We start from the raw sequence: 26,936 nt of genomic DNA, 5'->3' as shown, positions 1-26,936 counted from the left end.
TTACTGGACTTTGGGAGGTTCTAAAGGTTTATCCAGAGGGACATTCAGCAGACGCAAGGATTCCTGCATCACACGGGCAAAGACCGGTGCAGATACCGTACCGCCATAGTAGGTGCCTTGTGGATTTTCTACCACCACCACCATGGCGATCCGTGGATCACTGACTGGTGCCACGCCGGCAAATAATGCACGGTATTCATTGGTCGAATAACCTTTACGGTCGGCACGCAATTTATGTGCAGTACCGGTTTTACCGGCTACGCGATAACCTGGGATGGTAGCGCGAGTCGCCGTACCACCTGGCAAGGTTGCAGTTTCCATCATCAGCAAGACCTGATCGGCAATCTTGGCATCAATCATCTGCTCACCCTGTGGCTGTTCTTCCAGCTTGTACAGGCTTAACGGTATTTTCACGCCTTTATTGGCCAGCATGGCATAGGCATCGGCCAGCTGTAGCACCGTTGCGTTCAGACCATAACCATAGGACATAGTCGCGACTTCAGATACATTCCATTTGCTCGGCGGCAGGATCAGACCAGCACTTTCACCTGGAAATTTCACCGCTGAACGCTGCCCAAAACCCAGACGCTTATAGAAGGTCGGCAAGGTTTCATAAGGCAGCGACAAGGCCAGTTTGGCCACACCGACGTTAGAGGATTTCTGGATGATGCCACCCAGCGTTAATTGGCCATAATTATGCGTATCGCGAATGGTGTGATTTCCGACCCGCATACTACCGGGAGTAGTATTGACGACTGAATTCGCCGTATATTTACCACTTTCCAAGGCCATCGCGACTGTCAGCGGCTTCATGGTCGAACCCGGCTCGAAAGAATCGACTGCACCGCGGTTACGCATGGCATCCTTGTTGAGCAGGCTGTTTTTATCATTCGGGTTATAGGATGGCCATGATGACAGCGCCAGAATTTCCCCAGTTTTCACATCGACTGCAATCGCAGTGGCTGAACGGGCATTATTGGCCACACCCGCAGCCGTCAGCTCACGGTACATAATATATTGCAGACGTGAGTCAATACTCAGGGTAATATTTTCGCCCGGCTCAACTTCTTTAATCACTTCAGGTTCTTTGACCCGGTTGCCTTTTTTATCGCGAATGATCTGCTGCTCGCCATCCTTTCCGGAAAGACGGCTATTCAGCTGCATTTCCAGACCTTCAATGCCGCTGCCTTCGCTATTGGTCAAGCCAATAATCTGAGAGTTTGGCTGCGGCTGCGGATAATAACGTTTATAGTTTTTCTCGGTATATACGCCCTGAAAATTACGTTTCATGATCAGTTCGGCCTGTTGTGGCGGAACTTCTTTTTTCAGGATCAGATAACGTGAACGCGGACGTTCTTCCATTTTTTTGCGCAGTTCTGCCCGATCCATACCGACTGCATCAGCCAGCTCATCCAGATTCAGGTTTTTATCGGGTAACTGACGTTTGAGCTTGCGGCTATTCGGTTCTTTTTCCAGCGCCAGCATGGTCTCGTCATAGAGTTTTTTATTGTCAAAATAATCACGTGGATCAATCACAATTTTCATGATCGGAGTACTGATCGCCAATGGAATGCCATTACGATCATAAATCACGCCACGCATCGCCTTGATGGTATTGGTTCTTAAAATATTGGCATTGGCTTTATTTTGCAAAAAATCTTTATTAATAATCTGTACATAGAAAGCACGGCAAATCAGTGTCACAAAACACAGCAGCACCACCGCCCACATGATGTAAAAACGATTGATATAAACATTTGAGGCATTTTTGTCGGTGACCGATTGTTTTTTACGTACCGGTTGCTTCTTTCTCTTGTCTACCATGTCGGAACGCTAGCCTTATTTTTTCTCATCTGAAGTTTGTGGTAAGGAAATCACGACACTTTGTGAAACCGGAGGTGAATACATACGCAGCTGTGTCACTGCACGCGTACCGATCTGTGCCGTCGCGCCGAAAGTTTGCTGCTCAATCAGCAAACGCCCCCACTCTGCATTCAGGTCATCCCTTTCACGCAGATAGGTACTCAGCTTTCTGTTGTCCTGACGGTATTCAAATACCTGAAATACCACAAATACTGCACTGATGAAGACCATCAGTATCAGCATGAGATAGATTGTAACTTTTTTCAGCCACAATTTTTCTGTTTTTTTATCAACCACTTCCGTTTTCATGATCTGCCTATTAAGCTAAACGTTCTGCTACCCGGAGCCATGCGCTACGCGAACGAGGATTGGCTTTAACCTCCTCATCACTGGCTTTAACACGAGAAACTTTCTTTAAACGTCGCGTATCTTTCTGTTGTTGTGGCATTCCCCAGCCTGAATCCTCTTCAAGCGTTGACTCTTTTTGAATAAATTGTTTAATCAAACGGTCTTCCAGTGAATGGAAGCTAATCACCGCCAAACGTGCTTCAGGTTTCAAGATTTCAACGGCCTGAGGCAAGAAGATTTCAATATCTTCTAATTCCTTATTAATAGCAATACGAATCGCCTGGAAAGTACGGGTCGCAGCATGCTTATTTTTTTCCCATTTCGGGTGTGCTACTTTTACAATCTCAGCCAGCTTTGCCGTGGTATCAATATATCCAGCAGCTTTAATCGCTTTGGCAATACGGCGACTATAACGCTCTTCACCATATTTAAAAATGATATTCGCCAGCGCTTCTTCTTCAATCTGGGTCAGCCATTCTGCTGCGGTTGGACCTTGCGAGTTATCCATGCGCATATCCAGCGGGCCATCTTTCATAAAACTGAAACCACGTTCAGCCTGATCCAGCTGCGGTGAAGAAACACCAAGATCCGCCATCACCCCATCGACGTGTTCAATGCCCAGTTCAGCCAAGGCATCTTTCAGATCAGCAAAGCTAGCATGAATAATTTTAAAACGTGAATCTTCTTGTTCGAGTTCAGCCGCTACAGCCAGTGCTTGCGGATCTTTATCAAAGGCATAGACGCGTGCATTTTCATCTAATTTGGACAGTAATAAACGCGTATGCCCACCACGGCCAAAGGTACCATCCACATAAGTTCCCGTATTGCGACCCGCCAACAAGGCATCAATCGTTTCGTGAAGTAATACAGAAATATGTGACATAAAAACTCAATCAATAGGGGGAAAAATTTAACTGCACATTATCACCCTGTTTAGGCAAAGCTCCAAACGACTTTTTGTAGATAAATATTACTTTCCATAGAGAAAACCGTTTTAGCATTTTTCTAATACAAGAAAGCCTCCGGTTTTGGAGGCTTTTTTCAATCCAGATGACTTGGCAGATCAATTAACGTTTGCTGTTATAAATCTGGTCGAAAATTGCACCATTCACAAAATGGGTTTTCTGTGCATTGGCCCAACCACCAAAGACTTTATCAATGGTAAAGGTTTTAATTTTCGGGAACTGTGCCGAATATTTAGCTAATACTTTTTCATTACGTGGACGATAGAAATGCTTAGCCGCCATTTCCTGACCCAACGGTGAATACAGGTAATTGATATAACCTGTTGCTAACCATTTATTGCCATTTTTCTCCACGGTACGATCCACAATCGCCACTGACGGTTCAGTCAAAATCGTAATCGATGGATAAACGATATCAAACTTGTTTTTACCCAAGGTTTTTTGCGTGACCAAGGCTTCATTTTCCCAAGTCAGCAATACATCGCCAATCCCACGCTCGGCAAAGGTGGTCATTGAAGCACGTGCAGCAGAATCCATCACTTTCACGTTCTTATAAAGCTTGCCGACAAAGTCCTGTGCTTTGGCTTTATTACCACCTGGCTGTTTCTCGGCATAACCCCATGCAGACAGATACACCCAACGCGGCAAACCGCCCGTTTTCGGGTTAGGCGTAATAATTTGCACGCCTGGTTTGGTTAAGTCATTCCAGTCCTTGATGCCTTTCGGATTGCCTTTACGTACCATGAATACGATCGTCGAGGTATAAGGTGCGGAGTTGTGTGGGAATTCCTTTTGCCAGCCTGGCTGAATCTGACCAGATTTCACAATTTCTTCGATGTCATTGGCCAGCGCCAAAGTCACCACATCACCTTTCAGGCCATCGACCACAGAACGTGCCTGTTTGCCCGAACCGCCATGTGACTGCTTGAAATTCACATCCAGGCCGGTGCGGTTTTTCCAGTAAGCCCCAAATGATTTGTTAAATTCATCATAGAATTCACGCGTGGCATCATAGGATACATTCAGAAACTGACGGTCTGCTGCTTGTGAAGCAGTCGCGGTCATGCCTAAACCAGTCGCCAATAAGGCAGCACTAAATAACGATTTTAATTGAATTTTCATGGCAGCACAGAGTTTATCTTCATTAGATATAACTATATGAAATAAAATCATTTATCGCAATTCACCCTACAACATCACAACACGATAAAATGAAAGGTTTTTCTGTATTAATATTCTGTTTTTAAAAGAAAAATACTATTTATTATTCTACTTATATCTAATATATAGAATTTTATGCATTAGATATAAAGAAAATGGATAACACTTTAGCCATTTTCTTTATTTTATTTAGACTACCGCTTACTTATCTTTTTTCATTGTAAATCTGGTCATAAATCGCCCCATTCACAAAGTGTGTTTTTTGCGCTTTGGCCCAACCACCAAAGACTTTATCAATAGTGAAGGTCTGGATTTTCGGGAACTGAACCGAATATTTGGCAGCGACTTTGGCATCCCGCGGGCGGAAGAAATATTTCGCAGCAAGCTCCTGCCCTTTTGGTGAATATAAATAGTTCAAATAGCCTTTTGCCAGATGGGTAGTACCATTTTTATTCACGTTTTTATCGACAATCGCTACCGATGGCTCGGCCAGAATTGAAATCGATGGATAAACGATATCGTACTTGTCTTTACCCAGACCTTGGGTCGCCAGCAAGGCTTCATTTTCCCAGGATAAAAGCACATCCCCAATACCGCGCTCGGCAAACGTCGTCAGTGAACCACGGGCACCAGAGTCGAGCACTTTGACATTTTGATAAAGTTTTTTCACCAGCTCTTTGGCTTTCGCATCATTACCGCCGGGCTGTTTCAGTGCATAACCCCAAGCAGAAAGATAGATCCAACGCGGCGCGCCACCGGTTTTCGGGTTTGGGGTAATAATATCTACACCCGCTTTGGTCAGATCATTCCAGTCTTTGATTTGCTTTGGATTCCCTTTACGCACCAAGAATACAATCGTAGACGTATAAGGTGCCGAATTACTCGGAAACTCTTTTTGCCAACCTTTCTCGATTAAACCTGCATTGACGATTTCTTCAATATCATTGGCCAAGGCCAAGGTTACGACATCGGCCTGCAAACCATCGACCACTGAGCGCGCCTGCTTGCCTGAACCACCATGCGACTGTTTAAAATTAACCGTTTGTCCGGTTTTCTGCTTCCAAAATTTGCCAAATTCTTCATTATATTCCTGATAAAATTCACGGGTCGGATCATAAGAGACATTCAGGAAATCTTTGGCAAGGGAATTCTGTACTGCTGTTCCCACTAAAATTGTCAAGATTGCGGATGCTATTATTTTTTTCATCTGATGTAACTCATTGTTTATATGACCTGCACTATACAAATCAAAAATAAACATAACAATCATATACTTATAATAATTTCTACAATCTATTTCTGATTTTGAGATATCTTCTAACAATTAAATTCGGATACATATTCTGATAGAAAAGTAATCTTCTGCTACAATATAAGACAGTTCTTCACGTTCTCTTCACAGTTGTCTGTTAAAAATAGGCCACCAAAACAGGAAATTACGATTTTTGGTAATTTTCCACAGAGTTATATTATTTCTTTTGTAAAAAATGTGACTTGGTTCTACTTCTTTATGATCAACTGTGATTAAATTGTAGACAGAGTATTAAAAAAACATTTTTAACAAAATAAAACCAACCAGAAGTAAGGAGGAAGTTTGGATATGAAATTTACATTATTCACAGCCAGCATCCTAAGCCTGATTATGTTGTTCTCGATTCAACTCGGTCATGCTGTTGTTGTGAAGACAGATTTGCCGAAGCCTACAGTAAGCACTGTTGAAAGCAAGACTTCGCCGATTGAAAAAGCGATTCAGCAACAAAAAACTGAAAAAACACTTCAAACAGAAGATAATCTAAAAGTCTTGACTGCATTTAAAGTCGCACCTTCGCAAAATTTCTTTGCAGAACAGAATTACCGCTTCACCCGCTTTGTCCAAAGTATTTTTTCGAGCGCTCATTCTTAATCAGCCTCAACAGCGCTGAATATTCCCGGATTTAAAAGCCACATCATTCAATGTTGAATAAAGCATTAAGTGATGTGGCTTTTTCGCTATAATAGCTGCAATTTTATATCTAAGATTAGATCCGGCTATGACTGTTCGTACTCGTATTGCACCTTCTCCTACTGGTTTTCCGCATGTAGGTACTGCCTATATCGCCTTGTTTAACTTATGTTTTGCTAAACAGCATGGCGGTGAATTCATTCTTCGTATTGAAGATACTGACCAACTGCGCTCAACGCCTGAATCTGAAAAAATGATCCTGGATTCATTGCGCTGGCTGGGTCTGAACTGGTCTGAAGGTCCTGATGTCGGTGGCCCGCATGCGCCGTACCGCCAGTCAGAACGTATGGATATCTATAAAAATTATGCCTTGGAACTGGTAGAGAAAGGTCATGCCTTCTACTGTTTCGCAACTGCAGAAGAACTGGATCAAATGCGTGCAGAACAGCAGGCACGTGGTGAGTCACCACGTTATGACGGTCGTGGTCTAAATCTTTCTGAAGAAGAAGTGGAGCGTCGTTTGGCTGCTGGTGAAGCGCATGTCATTCGTATGAAAGTGCCAACTGAAGGCGTATGTAAATTCAATGACATGCTACGCGGTGAGGTCGAGATTCCTTGGGCGCAAGTAGATATGCAAATTCTACTAAAAACCGATGGGCTGCCGACTTATCACCTAGCTAACGTAGTAGATGATCATTTGATGCAAATCACCCACGTAATTCGTGGTGAAGAATGGATTCCATCTGCTCCGAAACATCAGTTGCTGTATCAATATTTCGGTTGGGAAATGCCGGTACTCTGCCACATGCCACTACTGCGTAACCCGGATAAATCTAAGCTATCTAAACGTAAAAACCCGACTTCAATTAACTACTATAGAGACATCGGTGTATTGCCTGAAGCCTTGTTGAACTACTTGGGTCGCATGGGCTGGTCAATGCCAGATGAAAGTGAAAAATTCACTCTGGCTGAAATGATTGAACATTTTGATATCAAACGTGTATCACTCGGTGGTCCGATCTTTGATGTCGAGAAATTAAACTGGTTAAATGGTCAATGGATCAAGGCACTCAGCCCGGCTGAACTTCTAGATACCTTATTGGCCTGGAAAGCGGATCGTGCCAAGTTAGAAGAAATTGCAGCTGCGATTCAACCGCGTATTAACCTGCTGTCTGAAGCGGTGAACTGGTCGGCACATTATTTTAACCACTTCCCGACTCTGTCTAAAGAACAGTTTGAAAGCAAGAAACTGTCGGATGAACAGGTACGTCAAAGTCTTCAATTCGCAATTTGGCGTTTAGAAAGCCTGTTCACCTGGAATAACGACACGGTTAGCCAGACCTTGATGGATCTGGCGACGCAAATGGAAATCAAGTTACGTGATTTCATGCCTGCGTTCTTTATTGCCATTGCCGGTTCGACTGCGTCTACACCAGTAATGCAAACGATGGTGACCATTGGTCCTGATTTAACCTTTGCACGTTTACGTCATGCGCTGGAAATTGTCGGTGGTCCAAGCAAAAAAGAGCTGAAAGCCTGGGAAAAACTTAATGAAAGCTTAAAGTTGCCGAAAAATGAAGCAGTTGATCAAGCTTAATTAATTTTTGTGTTGACGTGTGAGCGCGATATCCCTAATATAGCGCTCACACAGACTGGGGTCATAGCTCAGTTGGTAGAGCGCTACAATGGCATTGTAGAGGTCAGGAGTTCGATCCTCCTTGACTCCACCAAATCAAGTCTTGCTTTAGCTGTGTTATTTGCCTCAATTGTCCCTATCGTCTAGAGGCCTAGGACATCGCCCTTTCACGGCGGTAACCGGGGTTCGAATCCCCGTAGGGACGCCATATTCAAGATGACCATAATATATTGTTGTCATCTTATAAAAAACCCAAGCATTGCGACTTGGGTTTTTTATTGCCTGTATATTTTATGTTGGGCAATATTTCGGTTTCTTCGCATCTTCCGATAAAATAATCAGTAATTTAGAATTTTGGAGTTGTAATGCAATATCGTTGCCCTAAGTGTCAAAGCCCGAAAATCATGCCAGTGGCCCAGCCAGGTCAAGCAGCTCCACGTCCAGTGGTTCCTAAAAGCTTAATGTTTCTGGTCCCTGCCCTGTTCCTGTTATTATTACTGGTCATTATTAGCATCGCGATGTGGATTTTTGGCGATGGTGCAGGTACCACTTTACAGACTGCGACTGTGATCGTCTTTATTCTTTCTTTGATCGCAGGTTTTATGTTCTATAAAGATCTACCTGATTTTAAAATTTCAATGCAGGCATTCATGCAAACACAAAAGAAATGGAAATGCCGTGAATGTAATCATGAGTGGGAAATCTAATTTACCCTCCACCATATAATAAACATAAAAAAACCAGCCCTGAGGCTGGTTTTTTTATTTACAAAAGTCGGAGATGATTAAACACCGATTTTGCGATATTTTTGACGCTTGGCTACAAGATCATCACCATCTCGCTTACGGCGATATTCTTCAAACTCAGCATAGTTACCAGTGAAGAATTCAGGGGTTTCACCTTCGAATGACAAGATGTGCGTTGCAATACGGTCTAGGAACCAACGGTCATGCGAGATCACCATCACAGTACCTGGGAATACCAAAATGGCATCCTCAAGTGCACGCAAGGTTTCGATGTCCAAGTCGTTCGATGGTTCATCCAGCAAAATCACGTTTGCGCCCATTTGCAGGATTTTCGCAAGTTGTAAACGGTTACGCTCACCACCTGATAATTGACCTACACGCTTTTGCTGATCCTGACCTTTAAAGTTAAAGCGACCGATATACGCACGAGATGCAATTTCGTAATCACCAATCTTCAAGATATCTAAACCGCCAGAAACTTCTTCCCAAACGGTTTTGTTGTTATCTAAGGTGTCACGGATCTGACCGACATAAGCCACTTTAACCGATTCACCCAGCGTTACCGTACCGGTATCTGGTTGCTGTTCGCCAGTCATCATACGGAATAGCGTGGTTTTACCCGCACCGTTCTCACCCACGATACCCACAATTGCAGCAGGTGGTACTGTGAACGTTAAATCTTTGTACAGTAAGCGATCACCAAACGATTTACTGATGCCTTCAACTTCTACAACCTTGTTGCCCAGACGTGGGCCAGGTGGAATGTAGATTTCAGAAGTTTCGTTACGTTGCTGGAATTCGCGCGAGTTAAGCTCTTCAAAACGCTCCATACGCGCTTTGTTTTTCTTTTGCTGACCTTTGGCATTAGAACGAACCCATTCAAGTTCTTTTTTCAATGCTTTAGCAAAAGATTCTTCCTGCTTGTTCTCTTGCTCTAAACGGGCATTTTTCTGCTCAAGCCAAGAAGAGTAGTTACCTTGATACGGAATGCCCATACCACGGTCAAGCTCCAGAATCCATTCAGCAACGTTATCCAAGAAGTAACGGTCATGCGTAATAGCGACGATGGTACCCGGGAAGTCTTTCAAGAAACGTTCCAACCAAGATACAGATGAAGCATCTAAATGGTTCGTTGGTTCGTCTAGAAGTAACATATCTGGTTTAGACAGAAGTAATCGGCACAGCGCCACACGACGACGTTCACCACCTGAAAGCTTAGATACATCTGCATCCCAAGCAGGCAAGTTCAATGCTGCAGCTGCTTGATCCATCTGGTTCGCAAGGTTATGCGCATCCCAAGTCTGGATAATCGCTTCAAGCTTCTCTTGCTCTTTCGCAAGTGCATCGAAATCCGCATCTTCTGCTGCATATTCAGCAAAGACTTCATCCAGACGTGCCAAGGCATCAAGCGGTTCACGTAAACCATCTTCGACGTTACCACGAACGTCTTTAGTTTCATCTAAAGGTGGTTCTTGCTCAAGATAACCGATTTTTATACCCGGTTGCGCACGTGCTTCACCAGAGAAATCTTTATCTACGCCCGCCATAATACGAAGCAAGGTAGATTTACCTGCACCGTTTAAACCAAGCACACCAATTTTAGCGCCTGGGAAAAATGATAAGGAGATGTCTTTCAGGATTTCGCGCTTAGGCGGAACCATCTTCGACACTCGGTTCATCGTGTAAATATATTGGGCCACGTAGGACTCCTCAACTGAAAAACCAAATGGGGTTAAAACAACCACCCCAGCTCAAAAATGAGCGAAAAAATAATCGGCTATTATACGCAGAAAGCTGCGAAAACATAAGCCATTGCCATGAACTTCAATGCATTGTTACAAGTTTATTGATGATGTTTTTTTAAACAGTTGTTTTCAGTAAAATAAACGACTCAAATCCAGGTCGATATATGAATATTTCATATATTTATTTCAATAAAATTGCACTTTTACTCATATGTGAAAATGCTACACTCAAGCCATAAACTTAAACAAGAAGATCAAACAGAATGAGTTATAAAGCAGAAACCCTTGCGATTCATGCAGGTTATACCCCAGAAGCAACCACCAAAGCTGTGGCAGTGCCGATTTACCAAACCACGTCTTATGCCTTTGACAATACTCAACATGGGGCCGATCTCTTTGATTTAAAGGTTCAGGGCAATATCTATACCCGAATTATGAACCCGACCACTGCGGTTCTGGAACAACGTGTCGCAGCACTGGAAGGTGGAATTGGCGCGCTGGCTTTGGCCTCTGGCATGGCTGCGATTACTTATGCGATTCAGACCATTGCGGAAGCGGGTGACAACATTGCTTCTGTGTCAACGCTTTACGGAGGTACCTATAATCTTTTTGCGCACACCCTGCCCAAACAGGGTATTGAAGTCCGTTTCTTTGATTATGAACAACCGGAAAGTCTGCATGACTTGATTGATGAAAAAACCAAACTGGTTTTTGTGGAATCGATTGGTAACCCGCTGGGTAATATTATTGATTTGGAAGCCATTGCTAAAATTGCACATGAATATGGCGTACCGGTGATTGTCGACAATACCGTTGCCACCCCAGTACTACAAAAATCTTTCGACTTTGGTGCGGATATTGTGGTGCATTCCCTGACCAAATATATCGGTGGTCATGGCAATTCAATTGGCGGCATTATTGTGGATAGCGGCAAATTCCCGTGGGGTAAATACCCTGAACGTTTCCCTGCCCTGAATACGCCTGATCCAAGCTACCATGGCGTGAACTATGTCGAAGTTTTGGGGGAAGCAGCATATATCGCACGTGCGCGTGTAGTGCCACTGCGTAATACCGGCGCTGCGATCAGTCCGCAGAATGTGTTTTTGATTCTGCAAGGTCTGGAAACTTTAAGCTTGCGTATGGAACGTCATACCGAAAATGCACTGAAAGTCGCTGAATATCTGCAAAAACATCCTAAAGTGAAATGGGTCAATTACGCCGGCCTGAAAGATCACCCACAGCATGCCTTGGCACAGAAATATGTGAAAGGTAAACCTTCTGCCATTCTGACCTTTGGGGTAGAACATGGTCTCGAAGGCGGCACACGTTTTATTGATGCCCTGCAATTGTTCACCCGTCTGGTCAATATCGGCGACGCTAAAAGTCTGGCCTGCCATCCGGCGACTACTACGCATCGTCAGCTCAATGCCGAAGAGTTAAAATCGGCAGGCGTCAGTGAGGATATGGTGCGTTTATCCATTGGGATTGAACATAGTGATGACCTGATTGCCGATCTGGAACAGGCGCTGGCGGCCGTTTAAAAAGGTGCCCGAGCCGCTTCGAAACCTCATCATTTTGGTGAGGTTTTTTTATTTATTTTCTAAAACAGCCACTTGCTTTACTTTTTATTTTCATGTTAAAAGTTAAATGAAAGAGTGAACACAAATAGAGCAATTACTCTAATTTTTATTTTAATTTCAATACTTTAATTTATAGATTTTCCTGAAGAATTGGTTATCATATCTGGACTCACCTTCGCTCTCATCTTCTGTTAGAGCGCCATAGACCTTTAATAAAAATAATTTGAACGCTGACTTCAAATTAGGGATAACAAACGTGAAAACTAGACTACACAAACAACTGGAAAAACGTGTTGCAGGTAAAACCGTCCTGATTACCGGTGCATCCAGCGGTATTGGTTTAACGACAGCACATCAACTGGCTGATGCAGGTGCCCATGTTTTACTGGTGGCCCGTACTCAGGAAACCCTAGAACAAGTAAAATCAGAAATTGAAGCCAAAGGCGGCAAAGCCTCAATCTTTCCATGTGATTTAAACAATATGGAAGCGATTGATGAAGTTTCCAAACAGATTATTGCCTCAGTCGATCATATTGATATTCTGATCAATAATGCAGGACGTTCGATTCGCCGTGCGGTACACGAGTCAGTAGATCGTTTTCATGATTTTGAACGGACCATGCAGCTGAACTATTTTGGCGCCGTGCGTCTGGTGATGAATATCCTGCCGCAAATGATGATTCGTCGCGCGGGTCATATTATTAACATCAGTTCGATTGGCGTACTGGCCAATGCCACCCGTTTTTCAGCCTATGTCGCTTCAAAAGCTGCGCTGGATGCCTTTAGCCGCTGCCTGTCTGCAGAAGTGCATTCGCATAAAATCGCAATCACATCGATCTATATGCCTTTGGTGCGCACTCCAATGATTGCGCCAACTAAAATTTATAAATATGTCCCAACGCTTTCTCCGGAACAGGCGGCTGACCTGATTGCCTATGCAATTGTCAAACGTCCGAAAAAAGTGGCGACCGGTTTGGGCCGCCTGGCTTCCATTACCTATTCAATTGCACCGGATATCAACAATGTCTTGATGTCGATTGGTTATAACCTGTTCCCAAGTTCAACTGCATCTGTGGGCCAACCACAAAAATTAAACTTGGTGCAAAAAGCATATGCACGTCTGTTCCCGGGCGAACACTGGTAATTGTTCCTACGGATAATTTAATGGAAATACGAGCCGCCGACAGGGCGGCTTTTCTATGTCTCAGTTTTGCAAGATCTGGAATAAAGTGGACTGATTTAAAAAACCACGACACAGCCTGTCCCGATCAACACAGATTTTTGCCGCAAATGCTGCGAGATCACGTACACTATCAGCGGATATTTCCTATCCGTATTTTTATATTTTGATTGAAATGATGGAAACCCTTATGAATAACGCGCAATGGCTCGATGAAGTAAAATTTAACGAACAAGGATTAGTCCCTGCCATTGCCCAGCATCATCAAACTGGACGTGTGTTGATGGTGGCCTGGATGAACCGTGAAGCCTTGGCTTTAACTGCCGAAAAAAATCAGGCAGTGTATTTCTCCCGTTCACGCAACAAGTTATGGCATAAGGGCGAAGAATCAGGACATTTTCAGACCGTACATGAAATCCGTCTGGACTGTGATGCCGATGTGATTGTGCTGCAAATTGAACAGCATGGTGGCATTGCCTGCCATACTGGCCGTGAATCATGCTTCTATCGCAAGCTCACGCCAATGGGCTGGGAAATTGTCGATGCACAGTTGAAAGATCCGTCTGCGATTTATGGCGAAAAATCCACGAATCCGCATACGCTGGCGATGCAAGCGTCAACCGCCCAATCTGAACAGGTCGAAGTCCTGTCTTATCTGGGTCAGATGATGGCAGAACGCAAACAGGCCGATCCGGACTCCTCTTATGTGGCCAAGTTGTACCATAAAGGCCTGAACAAGATTCTGGAAAAAGTCGGTGAAGAAAGCTTTGAAACTGTGCTGGCAGCCAAAGACTTTGATCAGGATGCTTCGGCAGACCATAAAAATGATCTGATCTATGAAGTGGCAGATCTTTGGTTCCATACCATTGTGATGCTGGGTTACTTCGACCTGGATGTGCAATTGGTATTAAATGAACTGGCCCGTCGCCAAGGCTTGTCCGGTCTGGTCGAAAAAGCCAACCGTCAGCATTAAGCCTTGAATTCATCTGTGTCTGATTTAAAAAAACCGACCGCGACCTATGAGCAGGCCACTGCCATTGATAACGCACGTCTGGGCAAATCCTTTAAAGTCATTGCCTATGCAGGCACAGGTAAAACCACGACCCTGCAAATGATCAGTGATGCCATGCCACAAAGACGTGGCATGTATCTGGCTTTTAACAAGGCCATTGCCAGTGAAGCACAGGCCAAGTTTCACCGGGGTGTCGATTGCCGTACTTTTCACTCACTGGCGTTTCGCAGTGTTCCACGTAGAGTCACCGACAAACTGCGCTTGCCACGCTTGAGTCCAAGTTTTATTGCCAAAGAATACCGGCTTGAACCGATGACCATGCGCCGCATGATGGGTGGGCGTTATGAAAAATATGTCTTGATGCCTTCGCGTCTGGCAAGCTTGGTCGCCAATGCTGTTGGTCATTTCTGCTCGACCAGTTCGCAATACCCTGCCCCACGGCATATCCAGGCGCCGAGCTGGTTGCATCCGGATGATATCGAGACTTTACAGAAGAAACTTTATCCGGCAGTCGAACGACGCTGGCTAGAGTCGATTGATCCAAATCATCAGGCCGGCATCGGTCATGACATTTACCTGAAACTCTGGGCACTGTCCGAGCCGAATATCCCGGCCGATTATGTACTATTCGATGAAGCCCAAGATGCCGATCCCTTAATGCTGGGGATTTTGCTGAAACAGCGCAGCACCCAGGTGATTTATGTCGGAGATGCGCATCAGCAGATCTATGCCTGGCGTGGTGCAGTCAATGCCATGCAGCAACTACCCTTACCAGAATCGCGTCTGACCACCTCATTTCGTTTTGGCCCTGAAATTGCCCTGAATGCCAATGCCATTTTAGGTGCCTTAAATGAAACTGTGCCTTTACTCGGCAATCCGCAATTAGACTCTAAAGTCGTGAATAAACCGCATACCAAAATGCGCGATGCAATTTTATGCCGGACCAATGCTCGTGCAATGGAATTGTTATTAGCGGGTTTAGTTCGTGGCGATAAAGTCAGTCTGCAAGCCGATCACGTCAAACTGAATCGTTTTGTCGATGCGGCCGCCATGCTGAAACAGGGCAAACGTGTGGTTGATGTACCGGAACTGGCCTGGTTTAACTCCTGGCATGATGTCCATGAATACTGTGAAACCAATGAAGGCAGTGACATCAAGCCACTGGTCAAACTGGTGGACGAACATGGGACTGATCCACTAAAAAAAGCCCTGGCTAAAATCACCCCGATTGCCCAAGCTGACTATATTATTTCCACGGCACACAAGGCCAAAGGTCTGGAATGGGATCGGGTTCATATTGAAGATGACTATCAGTTTAAGCTGAATGAAAAAGATCATAAAATTAGTGATGAAGAATTAAGATTACTTTACGTGGCTTGTACACGTGCTAAAGTGAGTTTAAATATTCATCACATTTATGACCTGATTCAGCAACTGAAGATCAAAATGCCGCAGTCGCTTCGGCAGGCAGTCGGTTAAGGTGCATGGCATGGATGTAAACCTCATAGGACAGGTGATCTATGCACATCCAAGCGCTTCAACTGAAACATACCCTGCATTTTTCCGACATTCAGCTCCAGTTTAATTATCCGCAATGCCCGGTCACCTTGATTCTGGGCAATCAGGGAACTGGCAAAACTACGCTTTTACGTTTTAGCTATCAGGCACTGACCTGGTTTGCAGCGCGTTATCGCGACAGCCGTGCCGCGGGTCTGGTGATGCAAGATCAGGACATCATGCAAAACCGGCTGCAATCCAAAATTGATATCCGGATCGGTTTTCCTGAAGATATGGGCAGCTTGCCAGAATCCAGTCAGTCTGAGCCTACCCAGCTACAAAGCTGTTCATGGCAAATCTACAAGACCCTAAACAGTCAGGGTCTAGGATTTAGCAAAGCAGAAACCTCACAGCTTGAAAGCGTGCTCAGCCTGTATCACAAAGCCCGCTTGCACGATCCCCTGCTCGGCTTACCCCTGATTGCCTATTATCCTGCTGAACGTTTTACCAATGAAGTCAATCTGCTCAGCAAAAATAACCCGGCCATTCTCCAGTCTGCACATGCTTATGAAATAGCTGCGATTCCTTTCACCACCTTTGCTCGTTTTTTTGAATGGTTTCGTGAAATCAGTGATATTGAAAATGCGCAAAGTGCCAAGATTATGGACCAGATTTTGGCGCGTGCCTTGCAGCAGCCTGAGAATATCCGAGGAGATGAACTGGCTCGGCAGATCGAGAAAGCCCAGGCACATCTGCATGCACCAAATCTCACCGCTTTAAAACAGGCCCTGTCGCTGATCATGCCAGAAGTCAGCCAGATATATTTAAAATACCAGCCCAAGCTGCAACTGATGGTGACCTATCAGCAACAAACTTTCACTTTCCAGCAACTGCCTAACAGTATCCGCAACTGGATTGCGCTGGTGGGCGATATTGTGCGGCGTCTTTGTCTGTTGAATCCCAACAGTTTATTCCCTTGTCAGGAAGGTACAGGTATTTTACTGATTGATGCAATTGATCATCAACTGGATCAGGAGATGGCAGCAGTGATCCTGTCACGCCTGCATCAGGCTTTTCCTAACTTGCAGATTATTGCGACCGGCAACCGGCCTGAATTACTGGAACAGGCGCAAGGCTTTCAATGTCTGAAACTGGAAAATAAACAGCTGCACCCCATTCATCTTGAAAGTATGAAAACCCAGTTTGATCAGATCTACGCAGAGCTGGAACTGCAGCGAAATAAAGATATCTCGCCCGAAGATACTTTATTGGAAACGGTCACCGAACCCATCACACCGCTTGCAGTATTGCAAATGATTCAGCAACAGTTAAATCCCGAACAACAGCAGGAACTGCTGGCCCTACTTACTCAGGAGTACCATCCGACGCTACCTCAGTCGCTCTAAACAGATTCAAAAAATAAGCGCGATTGTTTGAGTCAATAAGGGAGCCTTTTCCAGCATTCTGTTTTTACTAGGATTGAACTGTTTTGAGTCAAATTTACAATCAATGCCTGCAATTTAATCTTAATTTTCGGTCACTTCTGGATGATCTGTTTAAGCATGCAGCGCCTGTTAAAACCGAGCCGGCGTATAATTTATAAGTTCCACATAAAAACGTTGATGTTGTTGTTATCCTGTAATATGATCGGTTTTATTTGCGAATTTCATTGTAAAATCGGAATTTGCTATCGTTTATAAGTTGCGCAATACAACTGTTTTATATTCTTTTTGAATATTCTTTTGGCTTTCAAGATTGAGAAGTTTGGGTCGCTCCTTGTGGTCCTGTAATCCTTGAAAGATAAAGATTCACCTTAGGTTGGTCAAAACCTAAATCATGACAATGGATACGAGTGTGCTGCCGATTATTATATTGTTACCGTTAGTATTAGGCACAACCCTTGTCTCGTGGCTGAAGCAATTTTCGCGCGGGGTAACGGCTTTAGGGGCAATTGGTGTCAGCCTCAGCAGTTTCTTATTATTATTGAGTCAGGCGCCCGCCATATTTGATGGTGCAGTGATTACCCAGACCTGGTCCTGGCTGCCCCAGCTCGGCATCGATTTCAGTTTTCGCCTGGATTCTCTGGGACTGCTGTTTGCCTTGCTGATCAGCGGAATTGGTACACTGATTTATATTTATGCCTATTATTATCTCAATCCAAAAAATTCACTGAGCAAACTGTATCTCCTGCTGATGCTATTTATGGCGGCGATGCTCGGAATTTCATTGTCGAATAACCTGATTATCTTATTGATTTTCTGGGAACTGACCAGTATTTCATCTTTCCTGCTGGTGGGTTACTGGAGCAATTACGAAGCGGCGCAACGTGGTTCGCGTATGGCCCTGACCATTACCGGAATGGGTGGTCTGGCGATGCTGGGCGGTTTTGTCCTGCTTGGTCAAATTACCGGCACTTATCAGCTTGACCAAATCCTGACGATGACTGAGCAGATTCAGTCCCATCATTTATTTGTTCCAACCTTGTTGCTGATTTTACTTGGTGCCTTTACCAAAAGTGCGCAGTTCCCGTTCCACTTCTGGTTGCCGAATGCCATGGCTGCACCGACACCGGTCTCTGCCTATTTGCACTCGGCCACCATGGTCAAAGCCGGTTTATTCCTGGTCGCACGTTTGCTCCCGATCTTTGCCGGCGCTGCACTGTTTCATAATATTGTGACCTTTGTTGGTCTGTTTACCCTGTGCATGGCCTCCTTCTTTGCCATTTTTAAGGAAGACCTGAAAGGCTTGCTCGCCTATTCCACCATCAGCCATTTAGGTCTGATCATGTGTCTGCTCGGGATTGGTTCACCATTGGCTGTTGCAGCAGCGATTTTCCACATTATTAACCATGCCACCTTTAAAGCGGCACTGTTTATGATTGCCGGCATCATCGATCATGAATCCGGTACCCGTGACTTACGTAAATTGTCTGGCTTGTGGCAATTACTGCCCTTTACCGCAACACTGACCATGATCACGGCAGCATCCATGGCGGGTGTACCGTTGACCAATGGTTTCCTGTCCAAAGAAATGTTCTTTACCGAACTGGTCGCCAGCTTGAGTGGTCCACTTATGGTCGGCTCCGCTATTTTCGCAACATTGGCCGGGATTTTTGCGGTGGCTTATTCCATTCGACTGGTGCATGGGGTCTTTTTCGATGGTCCGTTAGGCAAGCAGGTCCCGAATAAAGATGCACATGAACCTGCGTTTGGTATGCGCGCACCGGCCACTTTGTTAGCAATTTTATGTATTTTAGTCGGTCTATTGCCCGCTCTTCTGGTGGAAAAAATTGTCAATAGCACCACTCAAGCCACCACCCAGAATTTTGCCTTTGAAGGCACTCATCTGGCGCTTTGGCATGGTTTCAACCTGCCCCTTCTGATGAGTGTGATTGCTCTGCTCGGCGGAATAATCTTTTACTTTTCTCTCGCCAAAGGTGGCGCCTTACGTGAAATCGACTTGGATCCAAAACTGGGCCGCTTACAGGGCCGGATACTGTTCGATCTATTTTTGAAAAATTTGCTGCTGAATTCACGTCGTTTCCGCCGTGCCACTGAAAATGGCAAATTACAAAGCTATTTATTATGGATTGTGATTTTTACCGTCGGCCTGGTGGGATTCCCATTACTCAGCAATGCGGTGGGTACGGGTACGCGCGAGCTGACCCATGCTCCTGCCCTGGCGATTATCTTGTGGTTACTGCTATTCTCGGCTTGCTGGATGCTGCTGTGGTTCCATCATGAACGGATTAAAGCGGTACTGATTAGCGGTGCAGTCGGTCTGGTCGTCACCATGGTCTTTATCGGCTTTTCGGCGCCCGATCTGGCACTGACCCAGATTACGGTCGATGTGGTCACCACGGTTCTGCTCCTGATGAGTTTATCTTTACTGCCGCAGTTAACCCCATATGAATCGAGCCCGACCCGTCGCTGGCGCGATGCCATTATTGCCTTGGGCGGCGGTCTCGGGATTGCGGCAATTGCCTGGCTGATCATGACCCGTGATCACAATTCCATTTCATGGTTCTTCCTGCAACAGTCCATTCCTCTGGGCGGCGGAACCAATGTGGTGAATGTGATTCTGGTCGACTTCCGTGGTTTCGATACCTTCGGCGAAATTACCGTCCTGGGGATTGCCGCAATTGGTGTACTCAGCTTGATGGATGGCATGCGTGCGCATGGTACCACCATGACCCAAGGCCTGACCTATCGTTTTAATCCTTCCCCGCTGATGTTGCGTATTACTGCATCCTGGATTTTGCCGGTCGCGCTAGTGGTCAGCCTGTATATCTTTTTGCGTGGCCATAACCTGCCGGGCGGTGGATTCATTGCCGGACTGGTGACTTCACTGGCACTTATTATTCAATATATTGCAGTGGGACAGGACAAAACCGAACAGTTGCTTGGCGCCAAATCCGGTCGCCTGTATGAAATCTGGATCGGGATCGGCTTAACGATTGCAGGGTTGACCGGAATCGCGGCCTGGTTCTGGTCACGTCCATTCCTGACCAGTGCACATATTTATGTCTCTCCGCCCATCATTGGAGAAATGCATCTGGCTTCGGCTGCACTGTTTGATGTCGGCGTCTATGTCACTGTTGTCGGTGCGACCATGCTGATGATTTCGGTCTTGGGCGATTCACGTCACTCAAGCATGACTGGCCCCGTACCAAGAGGATAATAGAATGATCAGTTTAGAATTTTTATTAGCCTCTGCGATTGGCCTGCTGACAGCCACAGGCATTTATCTGATCCTGCGTGCCCGTACCTTCCCGGTGGTATTGGGCTTGGCCATGATTGGTTATGCGGTCAACCTGTTTTTATTTGCCATGGGCCGGATTCAGATGAATTCGCCTGCAGTATTAACCGAAGCCGCGAATGTGACTGACCCTCTACCTCAGGCACTGGTGCTGACGGCCATCGTGATTGGCTTTGCCACCACTGCCTTTATTGTCCAACTGGCACTGCGTAGCCGCTACGAATCAGGAACAGACCACGTTGACTCAAAAGAAGATATCCCCCAGATTGATCCACGTGAGGATGAGCCTTAATGACTGATCTTCTCAATTTCTGGACTCAACATACTCCTATTTTCAGCATTCTTTTGCCGGCCTTTACCGCTTTTGCCTTGGTACTTTTGGGAAATCCGGGTGCAGGCTCTCTGATCACGGACTGGCGTCAACCCTGGCGTCGTGGTATCAGCCATCTCTCGGGAATCTTGGGCCTGATCATTGCCGTTAGCTATCTGATAAACAGCAGCGAGGGCCAAATCAGCGTATACACCCTCAGCGAATGGGCAGCACCATTCGGGATCGTGCTGGTGCTGGATCAGCTCTCGGCCATGATGCTGGTGTTGACCTATGCGCTCGCCTTGCCTGTGGTCTGGTATGCCAGCAAAGAATGGGACTTACGCGGCCGTTATTTCCATGCCATGGTGCATTTCCTGCTGATGGGTCTGACTGGTGCATTCCTAACCGGTGATTTGTTTAACCTGTTCGTATTCTTTGAAATTTTGCTGATGGCGTCTTATGTACTGCTGTTGCATGGACAAGGTAAGGCACGTTTTCAGCTGGGAATTCACTATGTCACCATTAACCTGCTGGCGTCTGCGCTGTTCCTGATTGGACTCGGGATGATTTATGGCAGTGTCGGCAGCCTGAATATGGCTGATGTGGCCCGTTTGCTGCCAACCCTTGCAGAAGATCAGCATAAACTGGCGGTTGCTGGTGGCTTGATGCTGTTTGTGGTGTTTGGAATCAAAGCAGCAATGCTGCCGGTGGGTTTCTGGTTACCCAAAACCTATGCAGTAGCCACGACTCCTGTTGCCGCGCTCTTTACCATCATGACCAAAGTCGGGGTTTATGCGATTTTGCGGATCAACGGCACGGTTTTTGATGATGAATATAGCCATCAGATTCTGATGAACTGTCTGCTAGTGATTGGCCTGGTCACATCCGTCTATGGGGTGATCTGTGCGATTGGCACCGAACGGCTGCGCCGTTTTGTCGGTTTTATGGTGCTGTCTTCAGTCGGAACGATTTTGGTGGCCATTGGCCTGAATAATACTGCGGCTTGGGCGGGTGCGCTATATTACCTGGTACACAGTACCCTGATTGCGGCCGCATTTTATATTCTGTCGGGTTGGATTACCTCACAGCGTGGCGAATTTAAAGATCATTTTAAAATCGCCCCACTGATGAAACAGAACAAGCTGGTTTCGATTGTCTATTTCATCATCGCCTTGATGATGGCAGGCCTGCCACCGTTTAGTGGATTCTTCGGTAAAATCTTTATTTTGCAGGCTTCTGCTAATTCAGATTATCAGATGATTATTATCCTGACCATTTTGCTGGTAAGTTTTCTCAGTATTCTGGCTTTTACCCGGGTCGGTTTTATCCTGTTCTGGCGTTCGAGCAGACCTGAAGATGATCTTGATTCTGAAGAGTTTCATAAATATGAAGCCCTGCCGAGTAAAGCGCCGGCACGCAATGACCGGGTGATTTATATATTGCTCGCGAGCTTAACCGCCTACGTGGTGTTTGCCGGACCGATTTATCAATATAATTATCAGACTGCGGAACAGATCAAAAACAATTCGGTCTATGAAGCCGCGCTGTTAAAACCGGATGCAGAAGGTCAGTTTATTAGCGTCCAGCCATTCGATCCGAAGTATTTGCCAGAAACCAAATATGGTGGTGAGGTGATAGATCCTAATGCGCATCTGATTCCTTATGTAATTTCAGAAGCGACCTTGAAGGGTGAACATATTTCTGAATTCAAGCAACGCCAGATTGACCAGCAGCACATTGAACAGACCGAATATGATGATAATCAACTTAAACCGGCGGAGGGACCTTAATGGCTGAATCATTATTTCAACGCTGGTTCCCGCATCCGCTGGTTTCTGTGATTGTAGGACTGAGCTGGGTTTTACTGGCACACAGCCTGGACGCTGGAACCCTGCTGATGGCCTTGCTACTCGCGGTGATCATTCCACGTATGGTCGAACCCTTTATTGACTATACCCCTAATATCCAGTGGACTCCTGCCCTGCACCTGTTCTTTGTCGTAGTTTGGGATATTGTAGTAGCCAATATCAAAGTCGCAAAACTGGTGCTAGGATCGACGAAGAATCTGCATCCAAAATGGTTCCGAGTGCCTTTAGACACCGAACATGAAGAAGTCAACACCTTGCTGGCGATGATTATTACCACCACACCGGGCACGGTATCTGCAGGGATTGACCAGGATCGTGGTGATATTCTGGTGCATGCCTTAAGCACAGATGATGAAGCGGCCGAAATCGAGCTAATTAAGCAGCGCTATGAACGCCCGCTCATTGAGATTTTTAATGCACGATCAGGAGAAAAAGCATGACAATTCTACCTTATGCATTATTGATTTGTCTGGGTGCGGTAACCATCTCCATGTTACTGTGTCTGATCCGGCTGATTACCGGCCCTTCTATTGTGGACCGCCTGCTGGCACTGGACACCCTGTTTCTGAATGCCACCTGTCTGGTGGTGATTTTGGGTATTTACTGGAGCAGTACATTTCTGTTTGAAGGCGCTCTCTTGGTCGCGATGCTGGGCTTTGTTTCTACCGCAGCCTTGGCGCGTTATTTCACTACTGGCCATGTCATCGACTAGGAGTTTTTAAATGTCTTTAATTTTAGAAATACTGGTGTCGATTTTTCTATTGATTGGTGCTTTCTTTATGCTGGTCGGCGGAATTGGGATGGTGCGTTTGCCCGATCTGTTCATGCGTCTGCATGCACCGACCAAATCCAGTACTTTGGGCCTCGGCAGTTTTTTAATTGCGGCGATGATTTTCTCTGCCATGTATGGCCGTTTCGGTTTTGCTGAAGTGCTGATTACCCTGTTTGCCTTTATTACTGCGCCGGTATCCGCCAATCTGATGGCACAGGCTGCATTGCATTTGCGGTTACGCTCTTTGAGTGGCGAAGTGCCGGAAACGCTGGAACGCCCCCTGCCTTGGCAGCGTTCACGCCGTCGTACCTTTTATGAAAAGAAAATCAATCGCAATGATGATTTAGATTAATTGAGCAAGCGATTCCAGTTCTCCCAAATCTCAAAATAGAGAGATAAAAAAAGCCACCCGAAGGTGGCTTTTTTAGTCCTAAGACTTATTCATCATCTTTTTTTGCTTCAGCTTCAGGTAAGTCCTTCACTGCTTCAGCGATCAGACCAAACATATAGTTACCATATGCATTGGTCTTATCGTAATGGAAACGTAGACGAGGCGTAATACGGGTTTTGATACGACGACTCAGCTCGTGGCGCAAGAAACCAGATGCTTTGTTCAACACATCCAAAGTTTCTTTATTAGCTTCCTGACTTTGTTCATCGCCAAGTTCACGTCCCATCACAGTGACATAAACTTCCGCATATCCCAAGTCTGGGCTCACCTTCACCGCAGAGATGGTCACGAGACCACCTAAGCGTGGATCTTTCAGCTCCTGACGGATCAGTTCTGACAACTCGCGTTGTACTGTATCCGCCATACGCTTCAGACGTTGACTACCCGCCATTAAAGACTCCGTTTAATCAGTTGAACATCGTACACTTCGATCTTATCCAGTGCTTTGATGTCTTTATAGCCTTTCACCGCAAGACCACATTCCATACCGGCACGAACTTCTTCAACCACTTCTTTGTAGCGACGAAGAGATTCAAGCTCGCCCTGGAACACAACCACATCATCACGTAATACGCGAATCGGTTTGTTACGATGCAATACGCCTTCAAGTACCATACAGCCCGCAGCCGCACCAAACTTACTTGAGTGGAATACTTCACGTACTTGTGCAACACCCAGAATCGTTTCACGATGTTCTGGTGCAAGCTTACCGCTCATTGCTGCTTTCACATCATCAATCAATTGATAGATGATTGAGTAGTAACGAATGTCGATACTGTCTGCATCTGCTTTTTGACGCGCAGCGTTGTCCGCACGTACGTTAAAGCCGAGTAGAACTGCTTCTGAAGATTCAGCCAGTGTCACGTCAGACTCAGTGATCGCACCTACACCAGAACCGATGATACGTACTTTAACTTCATCAGTCGCAAGCTCAGCAAGTGCAACGTGTAATGCTTCCAAGGTACCGCGTACGTCAGTTTTCAACACAACATTTACGATAGGCACATCTTTCTTGCCCATAGACGCCATGATGTTTTCAAGACGCATTGCAGATTGACGCTCAAGACGTTTTTGACGTTCACGATCCATACGCGCATCGGCAACTTCACGTGCTTTCTTCTCGTCACTCACCACAAGAACTTCGTCACCCGCCATTGGTGCTTCTGGAAGACCCAGAATTTCCACCGGAATCGAAGGACCTGCAGATTTGATACGCTGACCATTTTCATCCGTCATCGCACGAACGCGACCATAAGATGAACCAGCAAGAACAAGATCACCTACTTTCAATGTACCGTTTTGAACCAGAATAGACGTTACCGCACCACGGCTATTGTCTACACGTGCTTCAATTACAACACCTTGTGCAGCACCTTCTTCAGATGCTTTAAGCTCTAGAAGTTCAGCTTGAATCGAAATAATATCAAGAAGTTCATCAATACCTTGACCAGTATGTGCAGAAACCATTGCCACTGGAACGTCACCACCCCATTGTTCTGGTACGATTTCTTTCACAGTCAATTCATTCAGAACGCGATCTGGATCAGCAGATTCTTTATCCATCTTGTTGATTGCAACAATGATTGGCGTACCTGCAGCACGTGCATGGTCAATTGCTTCTGCAGTTTGTGGCATTACACCATCATCTGCTGCAACAACTAGAACTACGATATCAGTCGCTTTCGCACCACGTGAACGCATTGCAGTAAATGCTGCATGTCCCGGAGTATCAAGGAATGTAATCATACCTTTATCAGTAGTTACATGATAAGCACCGATATGCTGGGTAATACCGCCCGCTTCGCCAGCAGCCACTTTGGCACGACGAATACGGTCAAGCAGCGATGTTTTACCATGGTCAACGTGACCCATAATGGTAACAACAGGTGCACGCGTAGATTGCGCACCACGTGCTTCTTCAGCTGCTTCAAGCAAGTTATCTTCAGCTTGTGTATCAGAAACCAGTACCGGATTATGGCCCATTTCTTCAACAACAAGTGCAGCAATTTCTTGATCAATTGCTTGGTTCTGAGTAACCAATTCACCCATTTTCATGAGTGATTTAATCACTTCACGAACCTTAACTGCCATTTTCGCAGCTAAGTCAGCAACGACAATCGTTTCACCGATTTCAACATCGTAAACCTGTTTTTTCACAGGTTTTTCGAAGCCGTGCTTGTTGCCCTGGCTAGTTTTTAAACCGCGCTTAGGCTGTTTGCTGAAGCTTTGCTCTTCCTGACCACGACGACCACCTTTTTTAGGTGCACGCGCGCTCGGCGTATTCGTACCACGTTTGATTTCGCGGTCTTCTTTGGCAAAAGAGTCTTCATATGCCTGACCAACAAGGCCGGCAGCCAAAGGAGAATCATCCACAACACGAATGGTTGCAGTGGTATCTTCCGCGGTGTACTTAGACGCCATTTGACGCATCTGTTCAAGCGTACGTTGCTGCGCTTCTTCAGCCGCTTTACGACGTGCAGCTTCTTCAACAGCTTTCAATTTTGCTGCTTCTGCTTCACGCGCCTTCTTCTGTTCAGCAGTTTCAGTTGGTTTAACAACTTGCTTCACAATCGGCTTGTTGGTTGATTTGCGTTTTACCACAACTGCCGCTTTAGAAACTTCTTGCTTGTCGCTGGTTTGCTTTGCAGCAGCACGCATCGCTTCTAGAGCTTTATTGGCGTTATTTACGCCAGTTGTTGGAGCTTCAGCAGAAGCTTGCGCTGTATTCTGCTCAGGCGCAGCTTTGGCCTGTTGCTCAGCCTTGGCTTTCGCCAATGCTTCTGCTTTGATCTGTTCTGGATCCGGCTTAACAAATGTATGCTTCTTGCGAACTTCTACATTAATCGTTTTCGCCTTACCTGAAGTACTGGCTACTTTAGCCGTACTAGTCGTTTTACGTTTCAACGTGATTTGCCCTGCTTGGCTTTCTGAACCCTGTGACTTTTTCACATGGCTCGTCAAGCTGTCTTGTTGTTCGGTGGTAATAATATCGTCAGCTTTACGCTGTGGTAAACCTGCCTCACGAACCTGCTCTAGGAGCTTCTCAACTGGACGACCCACATTGAGGGCTAACTCTTTAATCGACTTGTCCGTCATATACTA

General features: G+C 45.7%; 22 protein-coding genes and 2 tRNA genes. 16 read left to right on the top strand and 8 right to left on the bottom strand.

The annotated features are described in order from the left end of the window. From ftsI to FTV08_RS04940, 5 genes are all read right to left on the bottom strand, one after another. Complete coding sequence (gene ftsI, locus FTV08_RS04960) at nt 1-1,824, bottom strand: penicillin-binding protein PBP3 (RefSeq protein ID WP_180086801.1); 1,824 nt, start codon at nt 1,822-1,824, stop codon at nt 1-3. Nucleotides 1,825-1,839: 15 nt separating this feature from the next. Continuing rightward, nucleotides 1,840-2,106 carry a cell division protein FtsL gene (ftsL, locus tag FTV08_RS04955; RefSeq protein ID WP_370940785.1) on the bottom strand — a complete coding sequence of 89 codons (267 nt, stop codon included), beginning with the start codon at nt 2,104-2,106 and terminating at the stop codon, nt 1,840-1,842. A 76-nt stretch (nt 2,107-2,182) separates the two neighbouring features. Then, nucleotides 2,183-3,094, bottom strand: coding sequence for a 16S rRNA (cytosine(1402)-N(4))-methyltransferase RsmH (rsmH, locus tag FTV08_RS04950; RefSeq protein WP_004281129.1), 912 nt, complete (start codon nt 3,092-3,094; stop codon nt 2,183-2,185). A 184-nt stretch (nt 3,095-3,278) separates the two neighbouring features. Beyond that, nucleotides 3,279-4,298 (bottom strand): sulfate ABC transporter substrate-binding protein, encoded by a 1,020-nt coding sequence (locus FTV08_RS04945; RefSeq protein ID WP_180086800.1) that lies wholly within the window; start codon nt 4,296-4,298, stop codon nt 3,279-3,281. A gap of 244 nt (nt 4,299-4,542) precedes the next feature. Next, on the bottom strand, nt 4,543-5,544 hold the full coding sequence (locus FTV08_RS04940) for a sulfate ABC transporter substrate-binding protein (RefSeq protein WP_180086799.1): 1,002 nt from the start codon (nt 5,542-5,544) through the stop codon (nt 4,543-4,545). Between the two features lie 393 nt (nt 5,545-5,937). Here FTV08_RS04940 and FTV08_RS04935 point away from each other — a divergent pair, with 393 nt between their 5' ends. The 5 genes from FTV08_RS04935 (at nt 5,938) to FTV08_RS04915 (ending at nt 8,622) form a co-directional block, all read left to right on the top strand. Beyond that, nucleotides 5,938-6,240: a hypothetical protein gene (locus FTV08_RS04935; protein ID WP_004281126.1), complete on the top strand. Its 303-nt coding sequence runs from the start codon at nt 5,938-5,940 to the stop codon at nt 6,238-6,240. A 127-nt stretch (nt 6,241-6,367) separates the two neighbouring features. After that, nucleotides 6,368-7,876 (top strand): glutamate--tRNA ligase, encoded by a 1,509-nt coding sequence (gltX, locus tag FTV08_RS04930; protein WP_180086798.1) that lies wholly within the window; start codon nt 6,368-6,370, stop codon nt 7,874-7,876. A 57-nt stretch (nt 7,877-7,933) separates the two neighbouring features. After that, nucleotides 7,934-8,009, top strand: a tRNA-Ala gene (locus FTV08_RS04925). Nucleotides 8,010-8,047: 38 nt separating this feature from the next. Then, a tRNA-Glu gene (locus FTV08_RS04920) sits at nt 8,048-8,123 on the top strand. 157 nt (nt 8,124-8,280) lie between these two features. Continuing rightward, nucleotides 8,281-8,622, top strand: a complete 342-nt coding sequence (locus tag FTV08_RS04915) for a membrane protein (protein ID WP_004281123.1) — start codon at nt 8,281-8,283, stop codon at nt 8,620-8,622. Nucleotides 8,623-8,699: 77 nt separating this feature from the next. Here the strand turns inward: FTV08_RS04915 and ettA are convergent, their stop codons facing one another. Next, complete coding sequence (gene ettA / locus FTV08_RS04910) at nt 8,700-10,361, bottom strand: energy-dependent translational throttle protein EttA (RefSeq protein ID WP_005263915.1); 1,662 nt, start codon at nt 10,359-10,361, stop codon at nt 8,700-8,702. 308 nt (nt 10,362-10,669) lie between these two features. On the opposite strand from ettA, the gene FTV08_RS04905 reads away from it, so the two are divergent. From FTV08_RS04905 to FTV08_RS04855, 11 genes are all read left to right on the top strand, one after another. Next, nucleotides 10,670-11,947 (top strand): O-acetylhomoserine aminocarboxypropyltransferase/cysteine synthase family protein, encoded by a 1,278-nt coding sequence (locus FTV08_RS04905; RefSeq protein WP_086044375.1) that lies wholly within the window; start codon nt 10,670-10,672, stop codon nt 11,945-11,947. A 295-nt stretch (nt 11,948-12,242) separates the two neighbouring features. Then, nucleotides 12,243-13,130 (top strand): SDR family NAD(P)-dependent oxidoreductase, encoded by an 888-nt coding sequence (locus FTV08_RS04900; protein ID WP_004644933.1) that lies wholly within the window; start codon nt 12,243-12,245, stop codon nt 13,128-13,130. Nucleotides 13,131-13,356: 226 nt separating this feature from the next. Next, nucleotides 13,357-14,139, top strand: a complete 783-nt coding sequence (hisIE, locus tag FTV08_RS04895; RefSeq protein WP_004732472.1) for a bifunctional phosphoribosyl-AMP cyclohydrolase/phosphoribosyl-ATP diphosphatase HisIE — start codon at nt 13,357-13,359, stop codon at nt 14,137-14,139. A gap of 15 nt (nt 14,140-14,154) precedes the next feature. Further along, complete coding sequence (locus tag FTV08_RS04890) at nt 14,155-15,657, top strand: UvrD-helicase domain-containing protein (protein WP_086044926.1); 1,503 nt, start codon at nt 14,155-14,157, stop codon at nt 15,655-15,657. A gap of 41 nt (nt 15,658-15,698) precedes the next feature. Beyond that, nucleotides 15,699-17,081, top strand: a complete 1,383-nt coding sequence (locus tag FTV08_RS04885) for an AAA family ATPase (protein WP_180086797.1) — start codon at nt 15,699-15,701, stop codon at nt 17,079-17,081. 436 nt (nt 17,082-17,517) lie between these two features. Continuing rightward, nucleotides 17,518-20,355: a monovalent cation/H+ antiporter subunit A gene (locus FTV08_RS04880; RefSeq protein ID WP_180086870.1), complete on the top strand. Its 2,838-nt coding sequence runs from the start codon at nt 17,518-17,520 to the stop codon at nt 20,353-20,355. Nucleotides 20,356-20,359: 4 nt separating this feature from the next. Then, nucleotides 20,360-20,725: a Na+/H+ antiporter subunit C gene (locus tag FTV08_RS04875; RefSeq protein ID WP_114541783.1), complete on the top strand. Its 366-nt coding sequence runs from the start codon at nt 20,360-20,362 to the stop codon at nt 20,723-20,725. Then, a complete protein-coding gene (locus FTV08_RS04870) occupies nt 20,725-22,533 on the top strand; it encodes a monovalent cation/H+ antiporter subunit D (RefSeq protein ID WP_180086796.1) in 1,809 nt (602 codons plus the stop codon). The genes FTV08_RS04875 and FTV08_RS04870 overlap by 1 nt, the downstream gene beginning before the upstream one ends. Further along, nucleotides 22,533-23,051 (top strand): Na+/H+ antiporter subunit E, encoded by a 519-nt coding sequence (locus FTV08_RS04865; RefSeq protein ID WP_180086795.1) that lies wholly within the window; start codon nt 22,533-22,535, stop codon nt 23,049-23,051. The genes FTV08_RS04870 and FTV08_RS04865 overlap by 1 nt, the downstream gene beginning before the upstream one ends. Continuing rightward, nucleotides 23,048-23,323: a monovalent cation/H+ antiporter subunit F gene (locus FTV08_RS04860; RefSeq protein ID WP_005108490.1), complete on the top strand. Its 276-nt coding sequence runs from the start codon at nt 23,048-23,050 to the stop codon at nt 23,321-23,323. The genes FTV08_RS04865 and FTV08_RS04860 overlap by 4 nt, the downstream gene beginning before the upstream one ends. A 10-nt stretch (nt 23,324-23,333) precedes the next feature. Further along, on the top strand, nt 23,334-23,735 hold the full coding sequence (locus tag FTV08_RS04855; RefSeq protein WP_005108489.1) for a Na+/H+ antiporter subunit G: 402 nt from the start codon (nt 23,334-23,336) through the stop codon (nt 23,733-23,735). A gap of 85 nt (nt 23,736-23,820) precedes the next feature. On the opposite strand, the gene FTV08_RS04850 is transcribed toward FTV08_RS04855, so the two are convergent. Beyond that, nucleotides 23,821-24,225: a ribosome-binding factor A gene (locus tag FTV08_RS04850; protein ID WP_004281108.1), complete on the bottom strand. Its 405-nt coding sequence runs from the start codon at nt 24,223-24,225 to the stop codon at nt 23,821-23,823. Beyond that, entirely contained in the window at nt 24,225-26,930 is a 2,706-nt protein-coding gene (gene infB, locus FTV08_RS04845) for a translation initiation factor IF-2 (protein ID WP_180086794.1), read from the bottom strand. Before infB ends, FTV08_RS04850 begins: the two co-directional genes overlap by 1 nt. Nucleotides 26,931-26,936: the final 6 nt, after the last annotated feature.

The sequence above is a fragment of the Acinetobacter sp. YH12226 genome (genome assembly GCF_013417805.1).
In the GTDB taxonomy this organism is placed as follows: domain Bacteria; phylum Pseudomonadota; class Gammaproteobacteria; order Pseudomonadales; family Moraxellaceae; genus Acinetobacter.
The sequence above is the reverse complement of the archived record's forward strand: the minus strand, read 5'-3'. Positions and strand labels throughout refer to the sequence as shown.